This window comes from Arthrobacter sp. Y3221048 (genome assembly GCF_059092685.1).
The window spans coordinates 61,309-82,435 of record NZ_JBNHHX010000005.1; the positions used below are offsets into that span (position 1 = coordinate 61,309).

Genomic DNA, 21,127 nt, shown 5'->3' on the forward strand with positions numbered 1-21,127 from the left:
CCTGATCACGCGTCGACCGCGTTGTGTGCACCCTCGCATCGGCGGAACGCAGAGTGGCGGATGGATGGCGGTAGGATTAACCGACGCTTTGTGAAGGAAAGGACCTGCTCTGTGGGATTGCTCGAGACCATCCGCGAGCCGCGCGACCTGCGCCGGATCGACATGGTCCAGTTGCAGGACCTGGCCCGGGAGATCCGCCAGTTCCTGATCACGAACGTCGCACAGACCGGCGGACACCTCGGCCCGAACCTTGGAGTCGTCGAGCTGACCCTCGGCATCCACCGCGTGTTCGATTCCCCGCAGGACAGCATCGTCTTTGACACCGGCCACCAGTCCTACGTGCACAAACTGGTCACCGGCCGGCAGGACTTCGGGACGCTGCGGCAGCAGGGCGGGCTGGCCGGCTACCCGGACCGCGGCGAATCGGTGCACGACATCGTCGAAAGCTCGCACGCGTCGTCGTCGTTGTCCTGGGCAGACGGTATCTCCCGTGCCCGCCGGCTGACCGGCGAAGGCGACCGCTACGTCGTCGCGGTCGTGGGCGACGGCGCCCTCACCGGCGGCATGGCCTGGGAAGCCGTGAACAACATCGCCGCGGACCGCGGGCGGCGCGTGGTGATCGTGGTCAACGACAACGGGCGCTCCTACGCGCCGACGATCGGCGGGCTGGCCGACCAGCTGGCCGCGCTGCGCCGGACCACCATCGACAAGGTCCGCACCCACCAGGCCTACGAAGGCACCCTGGACTGGTGGAAGAAAAAGTTGCAGTCGGGCGGACCGCTGGGCCAGTTCGCCTACCGGAGCCTGCACGCCACCAAGAAGGGCATCAAGGACTGGTGGGCGCCGCAGGGCCTGTTCGAGGACCTCGGCATGAAGTACATCGGGCCGATCGACGGGCACGACCTGGAGGCCGTGGAAGCCGCACTGACGCAGGCCAAGAACTACCGGGGCCCGGTGATAGTCCACACCATGACCGAAAAGGGCCGCGGCTACGCCCCCGCCCGCGCCCACGAGGCGGACCAGTTCCACGCCGTGGGCGTCATCGACCCCGAGACCGGCGAACCCGTCGAGTCCGGCGGCCGGCAGTCCTGGACCTCGGTGTTCGCCGACGAGATCGCCGAGATCGCCGACGAACGCCAGGACATCGTCGGCATCACCGGAGCCATGCTGATCCCGGTGGGCCTGCAGAAATTCGCCAGCAAGCACCCGGACCGCGTCTTTGACGTCGGCATTGCCGAGCAGCACGCGCTGGCCAGCGCCGCCGGCATGGCCTACGGCGGACTCCACCCGGTGGTGGCCCTCTACGCAACCTTCCTGAACCGCGCCTTCGACCAGCTGCTGATGGACGTCGCCCTGCACAAGGCAGGCGTCACCGTGGTGCTGGACCGTGCCGGGGTCACCGGCCCGGACGGCCCCAGCCACCACGGCATGTGGGACATGTCGCTGCTGCAGATCGTGCCGGGGCTGCACCTGGCCGCCCCGCGCGACGCCACCCGCTTGAGGGAAGAGCTGCGCGAGGCGGTGTCCGTCGACGACGCCCCCACCGTGGTCCGTTTCTCCAAGGGGTCGGTGGGGCCCGAGGTTGAGGCGCTCGAGCGGCTCAAGGACGGCGTTGACGTCCTGGCGCGCCGGCCGTCCGGCTCCACCGAAAACGACGTGCTGATCGTCAGCGTGGGCGCCATGAGCGAACTGGCGCTGGATGTCTCGAACCGCCTCGGCGCGCAAGGCATCAGCTCCACCGTCGTCGACCCGCGCTGGGTGCTGCCGGTGCCCCGCTCGATCATCGGCCTTGCGGCCCGGCACCGGATCGTCGTCGTGATCGAAGACGGCGTCCGCGCCGGCGGCGTCGGATCCCGGATCCGCCAGGAGATGCGTGCCGCCGGCGTGGACACCGCGCTGAACGAGGTCGGCCTGCCCGTCGAGTTCCTGGTCCACGGCACCCGCGCCGAGGTCCTGGAGCGCGTGGGCCTCACGGCGCAGCAGGTGGCGCAGGACACGGTCGCGCAGGTGCTCGGTACCAAGGTCCCCTTCGCGCGCCCGCTGCCCGGCCAGGAACTGCCGACCGGCCAGATTCCCAAGATCCAGTGACCGGCCGCATGCCCGCCGAGGCCCAGCCCGGCGACATGGTGGTGTTCCGCAACTGGAAGTACGACGGCGGTGCCCACTGGCTGGTGCCCGGCACCTACCTGGGCGCCGACGGCTTCGGCGACTGGATCTTCCAGCCGGCCGGCTCCCTGGTCGCCCGGCCCGGCATCGCCTTCTTCGCCACCTCCGACGCCGTGCAGTTACTGCCCCAGGAAGGCGACTACGTGGCGACGTTCTACGACGACACCTACCCCGGCGACTTCCGGATCTACATCGACCTGGCCACCGGCATCCGGGTGGACCCGCTGCTTCCGGCCGGCTGGGAAGTCCAGCTCACGGACATGGACCTGGATGTGGTCCGCACCGCCAGCGGCGGCGTGTACGTAGACGACGAGGACGAATTCGCCGAACACCGGGTCAGCATGCACTATCCGCCGGCGCTGGCCGAACGGATCCAAGCCAGCTGCCTGGCGCTTTATGAGCAAGTGGCGGCAGAGGCCGCGCCGTTCAACGGGACGGCCCTGACGTGGTTGAACAAAGGACGGACATGAGTTTCCTGCGCGTGTACAAGAAGAATGACGACGGCGGGCTGGTGTTCCGCGAGGCGTGGTTCGACGAAGACTACGGCCAGTTCGTGGTCAACCACGGGACGGTGGGCCACCAGAGCACCACCCAGGACAGCCGGGACGTCGACCCCGAGGCCGCAGAGTCGCTGATGGGTGCGTTCGCCGCCCAGTGCGCCGAGGACGGCTACTCCGAGCTCACGCCGGGGGAGCAGCACTGGGTGATTGCCCAGTATGCGTTGAAGACGGCGGCCGGCAGCGACCGCGACCGCTACCTGGAGGACAAGGCCAAACGCACCATCACCGAGTACTTTGCCTGGCGCGGGCTCGGAACCGTGGAGAAGACCGAGTTCGTGCCGCACAAGCTCAACATCTATGTCCTGGCGCCGGATGCGGCCAAGGCGGTGGCGGGCCTGAAGGTCTGCCTCCGCGAAGCCAAACTGGACTTCACCAAGCTGAGCATCGGCGTCGCGCCCCACGGGAACCTTGCCGCGGTGAAGCAAAAGCATCCGCTGCCGGCCAAGACGGCGTTCAGCCTCTAGGTCCGGCCGGCTGCGGGGGCGGCGCTAGCTGCCCTGACCGGACACGTTGATCAATCGTGAGAAGGGCGGCGGGGCTGCCGCATGCGGTGTGGGGTCGGTGATGGTTGTAGTGGTGCAGTTAGCCATGTAGCTCCCCACGACGCTCAGCCTCGGAGGTATAGCAGCGGGCGTAGGCCCAGCCGTCGGCCAGGGTGCGGTGGAAGCGCTCGATCTTGCCGTTCGTCTGTGGGCGATACGGGCGGGTGCGCTTGTGCTTGATTTCAAGTTCGGCGCATGTGTCCCGCCACCAGTGTGAGCGGTAGGCGCCCCCCGTTGTCAGACAGAACCCGCTCGACGGTGATGCCGCAGGTTGAACGTGCAGTTCAGTTGGTTCGAGAAGCCGCTGACTGAATGGCGTCGGCGAGGTCGCGGGGACGGCTCCACATAGGCCAATGCCCCGTCGGGAGGTCAAGGACGTCGAGGTGCTCGATGTTCGCGACTTCGGCAAACATGGCATGGCCTGCGCGGGCCAGCTCCAGCACCTGCGCGCTCGGAATCGAGCAGCACACCAAGGTGGTCCGGACCTTGCGGCGGGCATCGTTCGTGAGCTCGACGGCCTGACGAAGCACGGGGCCGGGCTCAGGGACGGCGCGGGCCCGAAAACGCTCGAGGACCTCTGCGCTCAGGCCTTCGAGGCTCGCCTGCTGTGCGAGGACGTCGAGGGACGGCAGCGGAAGCTCCTCCAACTCCTCCGGGATGTCTGGAGCGAAGGCGCTTCCCGTCGCCAGAGGGCCGGAGTCGACCCACACCACTCGGTGGACAAGCTCAGGGTGTCGGTCAAGGACGAGGCTGACGGGGGCATTCGCCCCACTGTGAGCGACGAGAGTTGCGGGCTGATCCTCGGAAGCCCCGAGTTGAGTGATGACGTCTAGGACCGCTGCGGCTTGATCGTCGAGAGTCTTCGCCGCACGCTCGGGATCGTCCCCGTCGAGACCGGGCAGTGTCATCGCGATTGCACGAGAGTGGTCGGTTGTCAGGTGTTCAAGGACTTCATCCCACGCCCAAGCGCCCAGCCAGTGGCCGGCGATGAGAATGATCGGACTGCTTGTAGTAGTTGTCATGTCACTACCCTCGCAGGCACTACGGACAAGGGTATGTCACTATTTATGTCATGAATTTGTCGGGGTCTGAACTGTGAAGCGAGTCGAACGGCTCCATGCTCTGTCCGAGATGTTGCGCCGCAGCGGCGCGCGGGGGGTTTCCGCCGAACGGTTGGCGAGAGAGTTCGAGGTATCCGTGCGCACCATTAAGAGAGACCTCGATGCGTTGGAGAACAGCGGTGCGCCTATATGGTCTCGCCCAGGTCCGGGCGGTGGCTACGGATTGGCTACAGGCGCGTCCCTGCCGCCTGTCAGCCTGTCCCCAGCGCAGGCCGTGGCGCTCATGGCAGCCGTGTCCGCTGCACCCGATGCCCCCTACGCCGATCTGGCAGCAGCAGGTATCCAGAAGATCCTGGACGTCCTCGATCCCAAAACCCGAGCACGAGCCGACGAGCTGGCCCACCGCGTCTGGGTCAACGCGCTTCCCTCCTCTTCGCGCGCAATCAAGTCGGCACTGGAGGAGGCGATGGCCGAGCAGCGAGTGATCCGCATTCGCTACACATCGAGAGACGAGACCACGACCACCCGCGACGTTGAGCCAGTGCTGTTCGCCTCCACGAACGGCCAGTGGTACCTGGTTGGGTGGTGCCGACTGCGCAACGCAATGCGTTGGTTCACCGTGTCGCGCATCGAGCGAGCCAACGTAACCAAGACGGCTTGCGGCGGCCATACCATCCACGAGGTAGGAAAACCCCCAGCGAACGCGAGACCGGTGCACGGTCGGGGCGAGTGAGTCACTCAATCAACCTCTCCGGTCAGTACAGCTAGCTGCCCTCCGGCAGCTCCAGGCCCGCGGCCCGCGCCGCCTCCCGGTAGGCGGCCGCCAGCGTGGCCACGCTGTGGTGGGCGTTGAGGCCGCTGGGATTCGGCACCACCCAGAGTTCAGCCCCGCCGAGCGTCTCCGGCTGACGGCCAAGCTGCGCCTTCGGCCGGTCAAAGCCCACCCGGTAGGCGGTCACCCCGGCGACTGCCACCACCCGGGCCCCCAGGGCTTCGACCCGGAGGGCCAGCAGCCGGGCTCCGGTCCGGAGTTCCTCGGCACCCAGCTCGTCCGCCCGGGCGGTAGCCCGCGGAACGATGTTGGTAATGCCGACACCGCGGGAAATCAGGTGGTCGCGATCGGCCGCTGCCATGCCGTCCCCGGCGCGGATCAGATGGCCGGTGATGCCGGCGGCGGCCAATGCCGGATAGAACCGGTTGCCGGGCCGGGCGAAGTGCGAGCCGGCGGCAGCGGACCAGAGACCGGGATTGATGCCGACGAACAGCAGGCGCAAGCCCGGGCCCAGGAGATCGGGGACCAACGCGTCCCGATAAGCGAGCAGTTCAGCACGGGTAAAGGGCACAAAACCACTCTTTCACACGGCTTGCAGTCCCGCCGCGAACACGGCGCCGGCCCCGGAAAGACGAAGGCACGGCGCCCCGTGAAGGGGGCGCCGTGCCCGTGCCGCGGCCCGCGCAGGCGGGACCGGCGGATCAGTCGGTGCCGGCGTCGAACGCTGCGCGGTCCAGCGCCTCGTCGGCTGCGCGGTCGGCCGGGTCGAGCTCGGCGGTGTCAGCGATTTCGCTCGCGCCGCCGGCTTCCAGGGCGCCCACGAGCTCGGCGGTCGGACCGCCCACCAGGCCCTGCGCGGCGTACTGCTCCAGGCGGGCGCGGGAGTCGGCGATGTCCAGGTTGCGCATGGTCAGCTGGCCGATGCGGTCCAGCGGCCCGAAGGCAGCGTCGCCCACTCGCTCCATGGACAACTTGTCCGGGTGATAGCTCAGCGCAGGCCCGGAGGTGTCCAGGATGGTGTAGTCCTCGCCGCGGCGAAGTCGCAGCGTGACCTCACCGGTCACCGCGGAGCCAACCCACTTCTGCAGCGATTCGCGCAGCATGAGCGCCTGCGGGTCCAGCCAGCGGCCTTCGTACATCAGCCGGCCCAAGCGGCGGCCCTCGGCGTGGTAGCTGGCCACGGTGTCTTCGTTATGGATGGCGTTGAGCAGCCGCTCGTAGGCGATGTGCAGCAGGGCCATGCCCGGGGCCTCATAGATGCCGCGCGACTTGGCCTCGATGATGCGGTTCTCGATCTGGTCGGACATGCCCAGCCCGTGGCGGCCGCCAATGGCATTGGCTTCCTGGACCAGGGCGACGGCGTCGGCAAACTCGGTGCCGTTGATCGCCACCGGGCGGCCCGCCTCGAAGCGCACCGACACGTCCTCCGTGGGAATGTCCACGTCGTCACGCCAGAAGGCCACGCCCATGATCGGCTCGACGGCCTCCAGGCTGGTGCCCAGGTGCTCCAGCGTCTTGGCCTCATGGGTGGCACCCCAAATGTTGGCGTCGGTGCTGTACGCCTTCTCGGCGGAGTCGCGGTAGGGGAAGTTGTGCGCGGTCAGCCATTCGGACATCTCCTGGCGGCCGCCGAGCTCGGAGACGAAGCGCGGATCGAGCCACGGCTTGTAGATGCGCAGCCGCGGGTGGGCCAGCAGTCCGTAGCGGTAGAAACGCTCGATGTCGTTGCCCTTGTAGGTGGAACCGTCGCCCCAGATGTCCACGCCGTCTTCCCGCATGGCGCGCACCAGCAAGGTGCCGGTCACGGCGCGGCCCAACGGGGTGGTGTTGAAGTAGGAACGGCCGCCGCTGCGGATATGGAAGGCGCCGCAGGCCAGCGCGGCCAGGCCTTCCTCCACGAGTGCGGGCTTGCAGTCGACCAGGCGGGAGATGTCGGCGCCGTACTCGGTGGCGCGGCCGGGCACCGCGTCAATGTCCGGCTCGTCGTACTGGCCGAGGTCGGCCGTGTACGTGCAGGGCACGGCTCCGCCGTCGCGCATCCACGCAACGGCAACGGACGTATCAAGTCCACCGGAGAAGGCGATGCCGACGCGTTCGCCGACGGGAAGGGAAGTCAGAACTTTGGCCATGGTTTCGATCATATGTGCAGCGGCACCCAAAGACAGAAGCGGCAACGCCGCGGCTGCCTACGTGACGTGCGGGAACTCACGCCCGCCTCCGGTGCGGGGGTTGGAGCCGGGATAGGATGCGAAACGAACGGCAAATCCCCCAGCGACATGACAAGGATGTAGCGATGGAATACCGGCGTCTTGGCAAATCCGGCCTCACCGTCTCGACGGTGGGGCTCGGCTGCAACAACCTGGGCCGGTCCAATACCCCGACGGAAACGCAGGAAGGCACGGACGCGGTGGTCAATGCCGCGCTGGATGCCGGGGTGACCTTTTTCGACGTGGCCGACACCTACGGGAAGACTCCGGGGCTGAGTGAGGAGTTCCTGGGCAAGGCACTCGGAACGCGGCGCGATGACGTCGTGGTTGCCACGAAGTTTGGCATGGACATGCGCGGGGCGAACGGCGAAGACTTCGGTGCCCGCGGCTCGCGGCGCTACATCGTCAAGGCCGCCGAGGCGTCGTTGCGCCGGCTGGGCACCGACTGGATTGACCTCTACCAGTTCCACACGCCTGACCCGCTGACTCCGGTCGAGGAGACCCTGTCCGCCCTGGACGACCTGGTCCGCGCCGGCAAGGTCCGCTACATCGGCCACTCCAACCGGTCCGGCTGGCAGATCGCCGAGGCGGAATTCACCGCGCGGATGCGCGGCTACACCCCGTTCATCTCCAGCCAAAACCATTACAACCTGCTGGACCGTCGGGCGGAGCTGGAAGTCACCCCTGCTGCCGAGGCCTACGGGCTGGGCCTGCTGCCGTATTTCCCGCTGGCCAACGGCCTGCTCACCGGCAAGTACAAGGACGGCAAGGCACCGGAAGGCAGCCGGCTGACCCACTCGCGCACCAACATGCTCAAGGACGCCGACTGGGAGCAGCTGGGAGCCTTCTCCCGCTTCGCCGCCGACCGCGGACTCAAGGAAATCGAGGTGGCATTCTCCTGGCTTGCCACGCGTCCCGCGGTCGCATCGGTCATCGCCGGAGCCACGAAGCCGGAACAGATTCGGCAGAACGCCCAATCCGCCGGCTGGCAGCCGACTGGCGAGGACTTGGCCGAGCTGGAAGGCATCTTCCCCGCGGTCCCGAAAGTGGCCCTGTTTTGACATCCTCGAGGAGGCCGCGGGAGGAGCCAATGGAACGCTGGGAAGGCTTCTACTTTGGGGGCGCCAAGCAGGGCTGCCTCTACCGACGGTGGGCGGATCACGTCCTCACCACGCGGATCGCCTTCGGGAGCGGGCCGGACGGGTACCGCGCGGAATCCGTCATCCGGTTCGAGCCCGGGACACGGCGGTGGGAGTCCTCCTCCTACCGGCAGGGGCCGGGCCGCACCGAGGCATCGGCCCGCCGCGAGGATTTCGGGCTGCCCGGGACGAGCCTGCCCAGCTACGCGGAGTACCTCCTGTTGGCGGACATGCTCGGATCCGGCGCCCACGCCGTGGAGTTTTTCCGGTTGGACGACGCAGGCCCGGCCGAGCCCGACGGCGGGGCATGGACGAAGATGTCGCTGGCCGGCACCGAGACGGTCGTGTTGCCGGATGGCCGCCGGCACTCGTGCGACCGCTACGAAGTTGTCCGGAGCGGGCGACCGGCGGCCCCCGACGGCGGCTTTCCCACACCGCAGGACTATGGGTCGGACGCCGGCGCGGAGCTGATCGGCGTTCATTGGGCAGCCGGCGGCCGTGTGGTCAAGAGCGACTGGCGCGGAGCCGAGTCCTTCCGGGCACCGGATCGGGCGACTGCAACCGCGGGCCTCGACGGGCCGTTGATTGACTTCCTGGATACCGGATACGGTGCCCCGGCGGCTCCGGCCGACTAGAACGCCTGCTCCGGGGGCTTCCCGGCCACCGGTGTCAGACGGTGACGGTGATCCATTCGCCGTCGATGGCGGCCGCGAAACGCGGTAGCGGAGCCTGTGCCGGACCGCCGGTTACCGTGCCGTCGGCGAGCGCGAATGTCGAGTTGTGGCACGGGCACACGAACTCGGCCTTCGCCGGAGTCACGCCGCATCCTTGGTGCGTGCACACGGCGCTGTAGGCCAGGACGGTTGTCTCGTCGGGGCGGTGGATGAGGATCTTCTGCCCGTCTGCTTCACCGCTGGCACTGCCGCCTACCGGCACATCGCTGAGCTTGCCGACTCGAACCGGCGTGCCATCGCTGGCAACCGGGGAGGGAGAGCCGCCTTGTGCCCCTGTGTAGTCCTGGAGCGGGGAACACGCGGTCAGTGCGCCCACCGCACCGACGGCGGTAGTAGCGGTCAGAATGGCGCGACGCGAAGGCAGGGGCGAACTCATGTCCGCTATTCTCCCCGACGGTCCCGGTTAATTTCCAAACGGACTGCTGATGGTGCGCAGGGCGCAGTGTGCGGTTCAGGCCACCACGGTGATCCACTCGCCGTCAATGGCGGCGGCAAAGCGCTGCAGCGGTGCCGAGGCCGGCCCGTCGAGCACCGTGCCGTCGGCAGCGCTGAAGACAGAGCCGTGGCAGGGACAACGGAACTCCGCGTCCGCCGGCGCCACGGTGCATCCCTGGTGAGTACAGATTGCGCTGTAGGCCAGGACGGTGGTTTCATCCGGGCGGTGGATGAGGATTTCCTGCCCGCCGGCTTTACCATTGGCGCTGCCGCCAACCGGAACGTCGGCGAGCTTCAGGACCTGGACGGCCGCGCCGCCGGACGTAGCAGGGCCGGATTTTCCGCCGGCCTGGCCGCCACCGGTCCCCGCCGGCGCACAGGCAGCCAGTACACACGCCGAGCAAGCTGTTGCGGAGGCTGCCAGGACTGAGCGCCGCGCGGGACCGGCATCGGGATTCATGCGCTGACCTTCCCCGTTGGGCAGTATGCGTGTTCGTAAGAGATAGACGTCCGGGTTTCTGCGTTGGTTCAGCCGCCCGGCATCGACCGAATAAGCAAACGCTGAATACACTTTGATGGTGACCCTTGGGCACCACCGGACCACCGCAGCCGCGGCGGAGCGAAGGGCGGTCCTGTCGCGGCGGATTCGCCTGCTCGTCACGGCCACCATCGCCTACAACGTCTTGGAAGCGATCGTGGCGCTTGCCGCCGGTTCAGTCGCGTCGTCCAGCGCCTTGATCGGATTTGGCCTGGATTCCGTTGTCGAGGTGTCCTCGGCCGCTGCCTTGGCATGGCAGTTCGCCGGTTTCGACCCCGGGAAGCGTGAGAAGAAAGCGCTGAGGTTTATCGCCTTCTCCTTCTTCGCCCTGGCGGCCTTCGTTATCACCGATGCGCTCCGTTCGCTCCTGGGCGGACGCGAAGCGGACCCCTCCACGGCCGGCATCGTGCTGGCGGCCGCCAGCCTGGTCGTCATGCCGTGGTTGTCCTGGGCGCAGCGGCGCGCCGGCCGCGAGCTGGGATCTCGTTCCGCCGTGGCCGATTCGAAGCAGACCCTGCTCTGTACCTACCTGTCCGGGGTTCTGCTCGTGGGCCTGCTCCTGAACAGCACCCTGGGCTGGTCGTGGGCCGATCCGCTCGCCGCGCTCGTGATCGCCGCGGTGGCGATCAACGAAGGCCGCGAATCGTGGCGCGGGGACAGTTGTTACGCCCCGGGCCTGCATTCCCGGGCGGCCGGGTAACCACGCCGGTTCCGCCGGCGGCCACGCACCGCCGTCGTCCTGGAGGACCGGTACGACGGCGGTGCCCGGGTTGGGTGCTGCGGTTACCGCTCCGGGTGGAACTTTCGGCCGTTGACCCGTTCGGAGGCGCCCACCCGGTCCAGGTAGGGGGTGATGCCGCCCAAATGCAGCGGCCAACCGGCACCCATGACCATGCACAGGTCGATGTCTTCCGCCGCGGCCACCACGCCCTCTTCCAGCATGAGCCCGATCTCCTCGGCCAGTGCGTCCTGGGTGCGCCGCAGCAGTTGCTCGGCGCTGCTGGGGGAGTCCCCGAACTCCAGCAGCGCCAGAGTCGACTCGGGAATCACCTGCCGGCCGTCGTCGTCGGTGATCCAGAGGGACGTGATGCCGTTGTCGATGAGCCGCTGCTGGTTGGCGGAGACCCGGAAGCGGTCACCGAAGGCCGCATTCAGCGACTCGGTGACATGCTGGGCCACCGGGATGCCGACCATGGCCAACAGGGTGAACGGGGTCATCGGCAGACCCATGGGCCTGAGCGCGTTGTCGGCAATGTCGGCGGGCGTGCCTTCGTCGAAGGCGTTGGCCACTTCCCCCATCAGCCGCAGCAGCACGCGGTTCACCACAAAGGCGGCAGCGTCCTGGACCAGTACCGTGGTCTTCTTGAGTGCCTTGCCCAAAACGAAGGCGGTGGAGAGGACTTCGTCACTGGTCTTCGGCGCCCGGACGATTTCCAGCAGGGGCATGACGGCCACCGGGTTGAAGAAGTGAAAGCCGACCACACGTTCCGGATGCAGCAGGTCCGCCGCCATCTCCGTAACCGACAGCGATGAGGTGTTGGTCGCGAGGATGCAGTCCTGGGAGACCACTGCCTCGACCTCGGCGAAGACCTGCTTCTTGACGGACAGTTCCTCGAACACCGCCTCGATCACGAAGTCGGCATCCGCGAACGCTTCCTTGGAGACCGAGCCGGTGACCAGGGCCTTGGTGCGGTTGGCTGCGTCGGCCGAGAGCCGCTTCTTGGCCAGCAGTTTGTCCACTTCGGCGTGGACGTACCCCACGCCCTTGTCCACCCGGGCCTGGTCGATGTCCGTCATCACCACCGGAACCCTCAGCTGGCGGGCGAACAGCAACGCCAGTTGGCTGGCCATCAGGCCGGCCCCGACCACGCCCACCTTGGTGACCGGCCGGGCGAGCTTGGGATCCGGTGCGCCGGCCGGCCGCTTGGAACGCTTCTGCACCAGCTCCAGGAAGGCGTAGACCGTGTCGCGGAAATGCGGGGTCTGCATCAATTCAGCCAGCGCTTCGACTTCGAGGTCGGCGGATTCCTGCTGGCTCTTGCCCCGGCCGGCCTCCAGGACATCCAGCACCTTGGCCGGTGCCGGCGCGGCGTTGGACGTCTTGGCCTCCACGAACTTCCGACCGGCCGCGATGGCCTTGTCCCAGTCCGCCTCCGAGGCCGCCGAGGTTCCAGCGCGCCGATCCGCGACCAGCCGGCGGGCGCCGTCGTCGGTGAGGATCCGCGTGGCCCAGGCCAGCGACTGCTCCAGGAAATCGGCCGGTTCGAACAGGACGTCGGCGATGCCCAGCCGGTAGGCGGCCGCGCCGTCCAGCGCCTTGTTGTTGCTCAACGGATTCTCGACCATGATCTTGACGGCGTTGGCCGGGCCAATCAGCCGCGGCAGCCGGTAGACCCCGCCCCAGCCGGGGATCAGGCCCAAGAAGGCTTCCGGCAGGGAGATGGCGCTGGCGCCGGTGGAGATGGTGCGGTAGTCGGCAGCGAGCGCGATCTCCAGCCCGCCGCCCATCGCCGCTCCGTTAATGAAGGCGAAGGTCGGCACGCCCATGGAGGCGAGCGTGGCGTAAACATCGTGGCCCAGCCGGGCCATCGCCCGCCCGTCTTCGGGATCGGCGAGCTTGCCCACGGCGCTCAAGTCCGCCCCGGCCACCAGGTAGTAGGGCTTGCCGGTGATGGCGACGGCGCAGATCTTGCCCGCCGCGGCCCGTGCCCTGAGCCCCTCGAGCGCCGCGCCCAGTTCCACCAGGGTATTGGGGCCGAGCGTGGTCGGCTTGCGGTGGTCCAGGTCATTGTCCAGGGTCAGCAGCGCCAGGGTGCCGGCACCGGGCAGCGCCACATCCTGCACGTAGGGATGGGTGACGGTCTCGTCCGGAAACTTCGCGGCCAGGGCCGTGTACTGGGCGGGGTTCATGCGTGGTCCTCTCGTGCCGGTGCTGATGCGGGGGCGGCGGTTCCGACAGTTTCGGCGGCTGTATCAACGGTGCTGCCCGAATAATCCGCATGGTGCGGGTTCTCCCAGATCACCGTTCCCCCCATGCCCAGCCCAATGCACATCGTGGTCAGTCCGTAGCGGACCGACGGGTCCTCTTCGAACTGGCGGGCCAGCTGGGTCATGAGGCGCACGCCGGAGGCGGCCAGGGGATGGCCGACGGCGATGGCCCCGCCGTAGCGGTTGACGCGGGGATCGTCGTCGGCCATCCCGTAGTGATCCAGGAAGGACAGCACTTGTACGGCGAAAGCCTCGTTGATCTCGAACAAGCCGATGTCCGCGATGTCCAGGCCGGCCATCTTCAGGGCCTTCTCGGTGGCGGGGACGGGGCCGATGCCCATCACTTCGGGCTCGACGCCGGCGAAGGCGTAGGAGACCAGGCGCATCTTCACCGGCAGGCCGAGCTCCGCGGCGGCCTCCGCAGAGGCCAGCAGGGAGACCGTGGCGCCGTCGTTGAGGCCGGCGGCGTTGCCGGCGGTGACCCGGCCGTGCGGGCGGAACGGCGTCCGCAGCCCGGCCAGATCTTCCACGGTGGTGTCCGGCCGCGGGGGTTCGTCCGCGCTGTGCAACGACCAGCCTTCGCCCGGTTTGCGGCCGGCCACCGGCACCAGGTCGGGCTGGATGCTGCCGTTCCGGTAGGCAGCGGCGAGCTTGGCCTGGCTGGCCGCGGCGTAGGCATCGGCCCGTTCCCTCGTGATCGCGGGGAAGCGGTCATGCAGGTTTTCGGCGGTGTTGCCCATGTTCAGCGCCGCCGGGTCCACCAGGCGCTCGCTGGCGAACCGCGGATTCGGATCCGCCCCCTGGCCCATTGGGTGGTTGCCCATGTGTTCCACGCCGCCGGCCACCACCACGTCGTACGCGCCGAAGGCGATGCCCCCGGCCGTCGTCGTCACGGCGGTCATGGCGCCGGCGCACATCCGGTCAATGGCGAAGCCGGGGACCGAGCGGGGCAGCCCGGCAAGAAGCGCGGCGGTGCGGCCGATGGTCAGGCCCTGGTCGCCGGCCTGCGTGGTGGCGGCGATGGCCACGTCGTCGATGCGTTCGGGCGGCAGCGACGGATTGCGGCGCAAGAGTTCCCGGATGCACTTGACCACCAGGTCGTCGGCCCGGGTGCCGGCGTGGATCCCCTTCTCACCCGCCTTGCCGAACGGGGTGCGCACGCCGTCGACGAAGACGACATCGCGCAGGGCGCGGGACGGGGACGTAGGGCTCACCTGATACCTCCATGAGATGCGGGACACAGTGCTAGGCAGAATGTTACCCGCCGGTAACTTAGCCAGCAAGCGCAAGCCGGTGGCCCGGTGGAACGCATGCTGCGGGTACGGTGCAGCGGCTAGGCTGGGCGGCAGGCAACCGGCGAGGAGACATGGAAGCAGAACAGCGGTACCGGCCGGCGGTGGGCTATCCCGGTGCCTTCCTGGTGCTGGCGGCGTCAGTGCTGTGGGGGACTACCGGAACGGCTGCCACCTTCGCGCCCGACGTCGGTCCGCTTGCCATCGGCGCGGTGGCCATGGGGGTGGGCGGGCTGTTTCAAGCGTTGACTGCGCTGCGGCCGCTGGGTCGTGCCCGGCGGCGACTGCGGGTGCAGTGGAAGCTGGTGCTTCCGGGGGCGGTTGCCGTCGCCGTGTATCCGTTGGCGTTCTACAGTTCCATGCATTTGGCCGGCGTTGCCGTCGGCACGGTGGTGAGCATCGGCTCCGCCCCCTTGGCGTCTGCGCTCCTCGAACGGGCTGTCGACCGTCACATCCTGGGCGCCCGCTGGGCAGGGGCCGCCGTGCTGGGGCTCTCCGGAACCGCCTTGCTGTGCTTCGCGGCCGCTGGAGGCGGCGGAGACGGTGCCGGGGGTGCGGGCGGCACGATTGCCGGCATTGCCCTGGGCCTGTTGGCGGGACTGACCTACGCCCTCTACTCCTGGGCCGCGCATCGGATCATTGGCGGCGGTGTTCCCGCACCCGCCGCCATGGGCGCCATGTTCGGGCTGGGCGGACTGTTGCTGATGCCGGTGCTGCTGGCCACGGGCGCTCCGCTGCTGGCCTCGTGGGGCAACGCGGCCGTGGGGGCCTACATGGCACTGGTCCCGATGTTCGCCGGCTACGTGTTGTTCGGCCTCGGCCTCGCGCGGGTCCGCGCCAGCACCGCCACAACGCTTTCGCTGGCGGAGCCTGTCGTGGCCGCCGTGCTGGCCGTGCTGGTGGTGGGCGAGCGGCTGTCGCCGGCCGGCTGGTTGGGCGTCGCCCTGGTCGTCGCCGGCCTCGCCGTCCTGACTGTACCCGGCCGCCGCCGGGGTGCGTCCGTGGGCAGCGGTCAGTCGCCGTCCTCGACCGGTCGGCAGGCCGCTCCCGCGCCGGCGCAGCAGAGGCGGTCAGGCGGGGGAATGCCGTTCACGCCGGCGCCGCCGGATGGAGCCGGACACCGCCCCCGCTGAGGAATCGGCGGGCCCGGCAATGGTTCCCGTGGAAGTCCGCCGGCGCGCGGGGATGCCCGCAGCACCGTCGCCGGTCGCGGGCTCCGACCGCTCCGAGTTCTCCTTGAGTGCCAGCGGCTCCGGGAGGGCGTAGGCTTCGGCGAGCAGCCCGGCCGTCAGTTTGCGTTGCCAGGGGCGGGCGCCGAGCTCTGCCAAGGCGGCGTCCACCGACTGTTCCGTGACGGGCTCCGGCGGACGCCATGCGGTGCGGCGCAGGTAGTCGGGGGTCAGCAGGTTCTCCACCGGCATGTCCAACCGCTCGGCGAGCGATGCCAGCCGGGGCCGGGCGGTCTGCAGCCGGGCCGCGGCGGCCGGGTCCTTGTCGGCCCAGGAGCGCGGCGGCGGGGGAGCGTTGGTGGGCAGGTGCAGGGGAGGCAGCTCGGTCTCGCCCCTGGCCGTGGCAACGCAACGCAGCCAGCGCGGTGCTTCACGCTGTGCCGCCCGCCCATGGAACCCGTGCGTCTCCAGCAATTGCGGGACGGTGGCGGGCATGGCCTTGGCCGCGGCGACGATGGCCGAGTCCGGGATCAGCCGGCCCGGTGCAACATCGCGCTTGGCGGCCAGCGCTTCGCGTTCGTTCCAGAGTTCGCGCACGGCGGCCAGCTGCCGGCGGTCGCGGATCTGGTGCAGTCCGGAGGTGCGGCGCCAGGGGTCGACGCGCGGCGGCGACGGCGGGGCGGCGCGCACGGCCTCGAATTCCTCCAGCGCGTAATCCAGCTTGCCGGCGTCGCGCAGCTTCTCGATCAGGGCCTCGCGGAGCTCGATGAGCACCTCGACGTCCAGCGCTGCATAGCGCAGCCACGGCTCGGGCAGGGGGCGCGTGGACCAGTCCGCCGCGGAGTGCTCCTTGGCCAGCGTGAAGCCGAGCAGGGATTCGATGACAGCGGCCAGCCCCACCCGGGGCAGGCCGGCCAGCCGGGCGGCCAGTTCGGTGTCGAACAGTTTGTCCGGCCACATGCCCAGCTCGGACAGGCAGGGCAAATCCTGGCTGGCGGCGTGCAGGATCCACTCGACGCCGCGCAGGGAGTTATTGAGCAGCTTCAGGTCCTCAAACGGCTCGGGGTCGATCAGCCAGGTCCCGGCACCCTCGCGCCGCAACTGGACCAGGAAGGCCCGCTGCCCATAGCGGAAGCCCGAGGCCCGCTCGGCATCGATGGCGACGGGTCCGGTGCCGGCCGCCAGCGCGTCGGCGGCCCGCTGCAGCCCCGCTTCGCTGGCGATGACCAGCGGAACGCCGTCGCGGGGCGCGTCGAGGTGGATCAGCTGGGGGGTCTGCTCCCGGGGTTCTGCGGCGTCAGTGGAGGTGCTCTGGTCAGGGCTGTTGTGCCCGGACGTGTCCGAAGTCAAGGAGCTCATGATCCGTTCAGTTTAGGCCAGCATTATGCGCCCGGCCGAATGGCAGGACGCGCCGGCGCAGGGAGCCCTGCAGGCAGGCGGTGGTTGGTCAGTTGCGGCGGCGGTTTGGCAGGGCGGCAACGCCTTCCGGCAGCGGCGGCAGCCCGGCGTAGGTGCACACCATGTCGCTCCACGCCTCCAGGTGGGAGCGGATGTCGGCGGAAGCAGGCGTCCAGGAGGCACGAAGCTCGATGTCGATCGAGTCCTGCCGCCCGCTCAGCGTGCCGTAGCTTTCGGACAGGATGCGCGTGGCGGTGCCCCCGGCGTTGCGGTACGCGGCGCCGTGGTTCTCGAGGGCCTCCACCAGCCAGTCCCAAGCGACGGAGCCGAGCATGGTGTCGTTGCCCATGTCGGCGTCGAGCTGGGCGCGGATGTAGGTAACGATCCGGAAGGTTCCGTCCCAGACCGCCGAACCTTCGGGATCATGCAGCAGGATGAAGCGGCCGGTGGCCAGTTCCGGACCGTCGGCGGTCTGCAGCGCCGTGACCACCGGGCCGTGGAGCGGCCGGGGGCCGGGTTCGGCGATGACTTCCGCGCCGAGGGCTACGGCGAAGGGGGCCAGCCGGGAGGGCGCGGGAATTTCCTCCAGCCGCAGTTCATTCCGGCACTGCGCCTGGCGCAAGGCCGACAGCGCGCGCATGAACTCAGGCGGCACTGCTGAGAGATCAATCGCACTCACACAGCCAGATTAGGCCCTGACGCCGCAGGACGACAGGCAGGCGCGCCGGGGAGCCGCGGTGATCCTGGCGCGGGATTAGGAGAGTTCGCTGCGGATGGCCGCGGCGAAGGCGTCGATGTCGTCTTCGGTGGTGTCGAAGGAGCACATCCAGCGGACCTCCCCACGCGACGAATCCCAGTCGTAGAAGCGGAATTTCTGCCGCAGCCGGTCCGCCACCCCGGGCGGCAGCGCGGCGAACACGGCGTTGGACTGGGTCGGCTGGGTCAGGGACAGCCCCTCGACGCCCTCGACGGCGGCGCGCAGCCGGGCGGCCATCGCGTTGGCGTGGGAAGCGGAGCGCAGCCACAGGTCGCCGTCGTACAGGGCGATGAGCTGGGCGGAGATGAACCGCATCTTCGAGGCCAGCTGCATGTTCATCTTGCGCAGGTACAGCAGCCCGTGGGCCGCATCCGGGTTCAGCACCACCACGCATTCGCCATAGAGCAGGCCGTTCTTGGTGCCGCCGAGCGACAGAATGTCCACCCCGGCGTCGGTGGTAAAGCTGCGCAGGTCGGTGCCCAGGGAGGCGGCCGCGTTGGACAGCCGGGCCCCGTCCATGTGCAGCTTCATGCCGCGTTCGTGCACGTGGTCGGCGATGGCGCGGATTTCCTCGATGCTGTACAGCGTGCCCAGCTCGGTGCTTTGGGTGATGGACACGGCCAGCGGCTGCGCGCGGTGTTCGTCGCCCCAGCCCCACGCCTCGCGGTCGATCAGCTCCGGGGTGAGCTTGCCGTCGTCGGCCGGCACCGCCAAGAGTTTAATCCCGCCCACGCGTTCGGGCGCACCGTTTTCGTCCACGTTGATGTGCGCGGTGGAGGTGCAGATGACGGCGCCCCACCGCGGCAACAGCGACTGAAGCGACAGCACGTTGGCGCCGGTCCCGTTGAACACCGGGAAAGCCTGGGCGGCGTCGCCGAAGTGTCCGGCGATCACCTGTTGCAACCGCGCGGTGTAGGCGTCCTCGCCGTAGGCGACCTGGTGCCCGGTGTTGGCATGGGCCAACGCGGTCAACACCTCCGGGTGAACGCCGGAGTAATTGTCCGAGGCGAAGCCGCGCAGGTCGGTGTCGTGCAGGGAACCGGAAAGCAGGGGGGAGTCAGTCACGTGTTTCAGTATTCCTTAATCAGTGGGTGCCGTCACAGCCGGGCCGGGGTCAGGCCAGCCGGATGCGTGCCCCGTTGAGGCGGGCGGCGTCAAGCGTGAACAGGGCGGCGGCGGCGCGGCCCAGGTCTGCCACGTCGGTAAAGCCGGCAAAGGCCTTCTCCGGGTCTGCCCGGCGCATGGCGTCGTCCAGCAGGGCCTTTACGGCCAGGACGACGGCGGCGGAGCGCTGGGGCGCGGGATCCTCCTTGCGTCCGGACTGGGCCCGGCGGAAGGCGTCGGCTATCGAGAACATCCAGCTTTCCGCGGCGGCTTTGGCGGCGGCGTAGTTGGCGCCGGAGGCGGTGGGAGCATCCGTTGCCGTGGTCGAGACGATGGCCACCCGGCCGGACGGGGAGGCCTCCAGCTGGGAGTAGAACGCGCGGGTGGTGTTCCGCAGCGTGCTGATCAGCTGCCGGTGCAGGAAGTCCCAGTCTTCGTCCGACTGCCCCGCCAGGCTCTGGCCCCCGCGCCAGCCGCCCACCAGGTGGATCAGGCCGTCGGCCCCGCCGTGCTCCGCGGCAACGGTGCCGGCCAGTTCTCCCACGGCCCGGGGGTCGGCGAGGTCGCACTGGAAGCAGGCCACGGCGTCGTTCTCCGCATAGGCGGCGTCGAGCCGGTCCTTGCTGCTGCCGACCGCCAGCACCGTGGCGCCCGCGGCGGTCAGGGCCGCGGTGACGGCTTGGCCGGAGGCGCCGGATGCGCCGGCGATGACTACTGTCAGGCCGGCCAGCCGGCCGGGGCCGGGCGCTGCCGCCAGCAGCCGTTCGGCATCGGGGGGCCCGTCGCCGGTGCCCTGGTGTTCGGCGGCGGCCATGTCAGGCCGACTCTCCGGTGATCCCCGACGTGGATTCGATCACCGGCTTCATCTTCCGCGAGAGGGCCTCGTAGAACATCGACAGCGGGAACTCGTCGTCCATGACCTGGTCGGTGACCTCGCGCGGCAGCCCGGTCAGCGGCAGGGCATCGGGGCCCTTGGCCCAGACCGAGGCCGGGTGCGGGGTCAGTGTCCTGGTCAGCATCTCGTAGGCGGCCAGCCAGTGGGCCACCTTGGGCCGGTCGATGGAGCGCCAGTACAGGTCCTCGATTTCCCCGCCCAGGGCGACGACGGCGTCCGCGACGTTGTCCCAGTCGATGGAGAGCTTGCCGTCCGTCCAGTGCAGCACCCGGTGCTGGTGCAGCCAGGCGAACAGCAGCTGGCCGCCGAGGCCGTCGTAGTTGCGCACCCGGTTGCCGGTGATGGCGAAGCGGAAGATCCGGTCGAAGATCACCGCGTACTGCACCAGCCGGGCGTGCTTGCGGACCTGATCGGACGCGGTGGCGTCCTGGGCCAGGCGCACCGACTCGCGGAATGCGGTCAGGTCGCAGCGCAGTTCCTCCAGCGAGTACAGGAAGTAGGGCATCCGCTGCTTGATCATGAACGGATCGAAGGGCAGGTCGCCGCGCATGTGCGTGCGGTCGTGGATCAGGTCCCACATGACAAAGGTTTCCTGCGTCAGCTGCTGGTCGTCGAGCAGGGCCGCAGCCTCTTCCGGCAGTTCCAACGAGGTGATCTCGGCCGCTGCGCGGACCACTTTGCGGAACCGGGCGGCCTCCCGGTCGGCGAAGATGGCGCCCCAGGTAAAGGCAGGGGTTTCGCGCACCGCCACGGTCTCCGGGAAGAGCACGGCCGAGTTGGTGTCGTAGCCGGCCGTGAAGTCCAGGAACCGGATGGGCACGAACAGCTTGTTCGAGTAGGAGCCCGATTCCAGTTCGCCGATGAAGTCCGGCCAAATGACTTCGATCAGCACGGCTTCGACCAACCGGTCGCTGCTGCCGTTTTGCGTGTACATGGGGAAGACCACCAGGTGCCGCAGGCCGTTGACCCGGTGCTGCTGCGGCTGGAACGCCAAGAGCGAGTCCAGGAAGTCCGGGACGCCGAATCCGCCCTCGCGCCAGCGGCGGAAATCCGCGGCCAGTTTGTCCAGGTAGTCGGCGTCGTGTTCGAACAGCGGGGCCAGTTGGCCGATGGCGTCGATGATCACGTCGGTGTGCCGGGCGGCAGCGGGTTTGTTGCCGTCCTCCGGAACGGAGCCGTCGTGGACCTGGAGTGCGCGCAGCGCGGTGGCTGCCTCCTTCAAACGCAGCCAGGCCGGGTGCTGCGCCGGGTTGCCGTGCACGGCAGCGCTGGAGTTGCTGCGGGTGGGGGTGATAGTCATCGTCGCCTCGCCTTTCCGTCGTGCCGGCGGGTCCCGGCGCCTCGAGTGGAATATGTAGCGAGCGTAGCAA

Annotated in this window: 20 protein-coding genes and 1 pseudogene; 8 read left to right on the top strand and 13 right to left on the bottom strand. The window is 68.9% G+C overall.

Features of this window, described 5'->3' with window-relative positions; all coding sequences use genetic code 11:
- Positions 1-111 precede the first annotated feature (111 nt).
- Genes dxs through AC5RVS_RS14940 form a run of 3 tightly spaced genes read left to right on the top strand, consistent with a single transcriptional unit; the run spans position 112 to position 3,190 of the window.
- Complete coding sequence (gene dxs / locus AC5RVS_RS14930) at positions 112-2,088, top strand: 1-deoxy-D-xylulose-5-phosphate synthase (protein ID WP_494108726.1); 1,977 nt, start codon at positions 112-114, stop codon at positions 2,086-2,088.
- 8 nt (positions 2,089-2,096) lie between these two features.
- Positions 2,097-2,636, top strand: coding sequence for a DUF402 domain-containing protein (locus AC5RVS_RS14935; RefSeq protein ID WP_494108727.1), 540 nt, complete (start codon positions 2,097-2,099; stop codon positions 2,634-2,636).
- Entirely contained in the window at positions 2,633-3,190 is a 558-nt protein-coding gene (locus tag AC5RVS_RS14940; protein WP_494108728.1) for a hypothetical protein, read from the top strand. The genes AC5RVS_RS14935 and AC5RVS_RS14940 overlap by 4 nt, the downstream gene beginning before the upstream one ends.
- A 24-nt stretch (positions 3,191-3,214) precedes the next feature.
- Here AC5RVS_RS14940 and AC5RVS_RS14945 read toward each other — a convergent pair.
- Positions 3,215-3,534, bottom strand: a pseudogene (locus AC5RVS_RS14945) (integrase core domain-containing protein); the annotation flags it as partial.
- A gap of 18 nt (positions 3,535-3,552) precedes the next feature.
- Complete coding sequence (locus AC5RVS_RS14950) at positions 3,553-4,290, bottom strand: alpha/beta fold hydrolase (protein WP_494108729.1); 738 nt, start codon at positions 4,288-4,290, stop codon at positions 3,553-3,555.
- Positions 4,291-4,363: 73 nt separating this feature from the next.
- Between AC5RVS_RS14950 and AC5RVS_RS14955 the strand changes: the two genes are divergently transcribed.
- Positions 4,364-5,062 carry a helix-turn-helix transcriptional regulator gene (locus tag AC5RVS_RS14955; RefSeq protein WP_494108730.1) on the top strand — a complete coding sequence of 233 codons (699 nt, stop codon included), beginning with the start codon at positions 4,364-4,366 and terminating at the stop codon, positions 5,060-5,062.
- A gap of 31 nt (positions 5,063-5,093) precedes the next feature.
- Here AC5RVS_RS14955 and AC5RVS_RS14960 read toward each other — a convergent pair whose 3' ends face one another.
- Both AC5RVS_RS14960 and argG read right to left on the bottom strand, forming a co-directional pair.
- Positions 5,094-5,672, bottom strand: coding sequence for a mismatch-specific DNA-glycosylase (locus AC5RVS_RS14960; RefSeq protein ID WP_494108731.1), 579 nt, complete (start codon positions 5,670-5,672; stop codon positions 5,094-5,096).
- A 130-nt stretch (positions 5,673-5,802) separates the two neighbouring features.
- Positions 5,803-7,230: an argininosuccinate synthase gene (argG, locus tag AC5RVS_RS14965; protein ID WP_494108732.1), complete on the bottom strand. Its 1,428-nt coding sequence runs from the start codon at positions 7,228-7,230 to the stop codon at positions 5,803-5,805.
- A 164-nt stretch (positions 7,231-7,394) separates the two neighbouring features.
- Between argG and AC5RVS_RS14970 the strand changes: the two genes are divergently transcribed.
- Positions 7,395-8,369, top strand: coding sequence for an aldo/keto reductase (locus tag AC5RVS_RS14970; protein WP_494108733.1), 975 nt, complete (start codon positions 7,395-7,397; stop codon positions 8,367-8,369).
- 29 nt (positions 8,370-8,398) lie between these two features.
- Entirely contained in the window at positions 8,399-9,082 is a 684-nt protein-coding gene (locus AC5RVS_RS14975; RefSeq protein WP_494108734.1) for a hypothetical protein, read from the top strand.
- A 34-nt stretch (positions 9,083-9,116) separates the two neighbouring features.
- On the opposite strand, the gene AC5RVS_RS14980 is transcribed toward AC5RVS_RS14975, so the two are convergent.
- Positions 9,117-9,557 (bottom strand): QcrA and Rieske domain-containing protein, encoded by a 441-nt coding sequence (locus tag AC5RVS_RS14980; protein ID WP_494108735.1) that lies wholly within the window; start codon positions 9,555-9,557, stop codon positions 9,117-9,119.
- A 75-nt stretch (positions 9,558-9,632) separates the two neighbouring features.
- Complete coding sequence (locus tag AC5RVS_RS14985) at positions 9,633-10,076, bottom strand: Rieske (2Fe-2S) protein (RefSeq protein ID WP_494108736.1); 444 nt, start codon at positions 10,074-10,076, stop codon at positions 9,633-9,635.
- Between the two features lie 118 nt (positions 10,077-10,194).
- On the opposite strand from AC5RVS_RS14985, the gene AC5RVS_RS14990 reads away from it, so the two are divergent.
- On the top strand, positions 10,195-10,854 hold the full coding sequence (locus AC5RVS_RS14990) for a cation efflux transmembrane domain-containing protein (RefSeq protein ID WP_494108737.1): 660 nt from the start codon (positions 10,195-10,197) through the stop codon (positions 10,852-10,854).
- An 83-nt stretch (positions 10,855-10,937) separates the two neighbouring features.
- On the opposite strand, the gene AC5RVS_RS14995 is transcribed toward AC5RVS_RS14990, so the two are convergent.
- Complete coding sequence (locus AC5RVS_RS14995; RefSeq protein WP_494108738.1) at positions 10,938-13,064, bottom strand: 3-hydroxyacyl-CoA dehydrogenase NAD-binding domain-containing protein; 2,127 nt, start codon at positions 13,062-13,064, stop codon at positions 10,938-10,940.
- On the bottom strand, positions 13,061-14,356 hold the full coding sequence (locus AC5RVS_RS15000) for a thiolase family protein (protein WP_494108739.1): 1,296 nt from the start codon (positions 14,354-14,356) through the stop codon (positions 13,061-13,063). Before AC5RVS_RS15000 ends, AC5RVS_RS14995 begins: the two co-directional genes overlap by 4 nt.
- A 152-nt stretch (positions 14,357-14,508) precedes the next feature.
- Here AC5RVS_RS15000 and AC5RVS_RS15005 point away from each other — a divergent pair, with 152 nt between their 5' ends.
- Positions 14,509-15,567, top strand: coding sequence for a DMT family transporter (locus AC5RVS_RS15005; RefSeq protein WP_494108740.1), 1,059 nt, complete (start codon positions 14,509-14,511; stop codon positions 15,565-15,567).
- On the opposite strand, the gene AC5RVS_RS15010 is transcribed toward AC5RVS_RS15005, so the two are convergent.
- From AC5RVS_RS15010 to AC5RVS_RS15030, 5 genes are all read right to left on the bottom strand, one after another.
- Positions 15,505-16,962, bottom strand: a complete 1,458-nt coding sequence (locus AC5RVS_RS15010; protein WP_494108741.1) for an HRDC domain-containing protein — start codon at positions 16,960-16,962, stop codon at positions 15,505-15,507. The genes AC5RVS_RS15005 and AC5RVS_RS15010 overlap by 63 nt on opposite strands.
- An 88-nt stretch (positions 16,963-17,050) precedes the next feature.
- On the bottom strand, positions 17,051-17,641 hold the full coding sequence (locus tag AC5RVS_RS15015) for a DUF3000 domain-containing protein (RefSeq protein ID WP_494108853.1): 591 nt from the start codon (positions 17,639-17,641) through the stop codon (positions 17,051-17,053).
- 114 nt (positions 17,642-17,755) lie between these two features.
- Positions 17,756-18,823: a threonine aldolase family protein gene (locus AC5RVS_RS15020; RefSeq protein WP_494108742.1), complete on the bottom strand. Its 1,068-nt coding sequence runs from the start codon at positions 18,821-18,823 to the stop codon at positions 17,756-17,758.
- A 49-nt stretch (positions 18,824-18,872) separates the two neighbouring features.
- Positions 18,873-19,676, bottom strand: a complete 804-nt coding sequence (locus AC5RVS_RS15025) for an SDR family NAD(P)-dependent oxidoreductase (RefSeq protein WP_494108743.1) — start codon at positions 19,674-19,676, stop codon at positions 18,873-18,875.
- Position 19,677: 1 nt separating this feature from the next.
- Complete coding sequence (locus AC5RVS_RS15030) at positions 19,678-21,057, bottom strand: DUF6421 family protein (RefSeq protein WP_494108744.1); 1,380 nt, start codon at positions 21,055-21,057, stop codon at positions 19,678-19,680.
- Between the last annotated feature and the right edge of the window lie 70 nt (positions 21,058-21,127).

Coding starts and splice junctions, on each gene's coding strand:
- AC5RVS_RS14935 (WP_494108727.1), top strand. CDS start 2,097: ATGCCCGCCGAGGCCCAGCCCGGCGACATGGTGGTGTTCCGCAACTGG.
- AC5RVS_RS14980 (WP_494108735.1), bottom strand. CDS start 9,557: ATGAGTTCGCCCCTGCCTTCGCGTCGCGCCATTCTGACCGCTACTACC.
- AC5RVS_RS14985 (WP_494108736.1), bottom strand. CDS start 10,076: ATGAATCCCGATGCCGGTCCCGCGCGGCGCTCAGTCCTGGCAGCCTCC.
- argG (WP_494108732.1), bottom strand. CDS start 7,230: ATGGCCAAAGTTCTGACTTCCCTTCCCGTCGGCGAACGCGTCGGCATC.
- AC5RVS_RS15005 (WP_494108740.1), top strand. CDS start 14,509: ATGGAAGCAGAACAGCGGTACCGGCCGGCGGTGGGCTATCCCGGTGCC.
- AC5RVS_RS14950 (WP_494108729.1), bottom strand. CDS start 4,290: ATGACAACTACTACAAGCAGTCCGATCATTCTCATCGCCGGCCACTGG.
- AC5RVS_RS15030 (WP_494108744.1), bottom strand. CDS start 21,057: ATGACTATCACCCCCACCCGCAGCAACTCCAGCGCTGCCGTGCACGGC.
- AC5RVS_RS14995 (WP_494108738.1), bottom strand. CDS start 13,064: ATGAACCCCGCCCAGTACACGGCCCTGGCCGCGAAGTTTCCGGACGAG.
- AC5RVS_RS15025 (WP_494108743.1), bottom strand. CDS start 19,676: ATGGCCGCCGCCGAACACCAGGGCACCGGCGACGGGCCCCCCGATGCC.
- AC5RVS_RS15015 (WP_494108853.1), bottom strand. CDS start 17,641: ATGCGCGCGCTGTCGGCCTTGCGCCAGGCGCAGTGCCGGAATGAACTG.
- AC5RVS_RS14940 (WP_494108728.1), top strand. CDS start 2,633: ATGAGTTTCCTGCGCGTGTACAAGAAGAATGACGACGGCGGGCTGGTG.
- AC5RVS_RS14975 (WP_494108734.1), top strand. CDS start 8,399: ATGGAACGCTGGGAAGGCTTCTACTTTGGGGGCGCCAAGCAGGGCTGC.
- AC5RVS_RS14970 (WP_494108733.1), top strand. CDS start 7,395: ATGGAATACCGGCGTCTTGGCAAATCCGGCCTCACCGTCTCGACGGTG.
- AC5RVS_RS15010 (WP_494108741.1), bottom strand. CDS start 16,962: ATGAGCTCCTTGACTTCGGACACGTCCGGGCACAACAGCCCTGACCAG.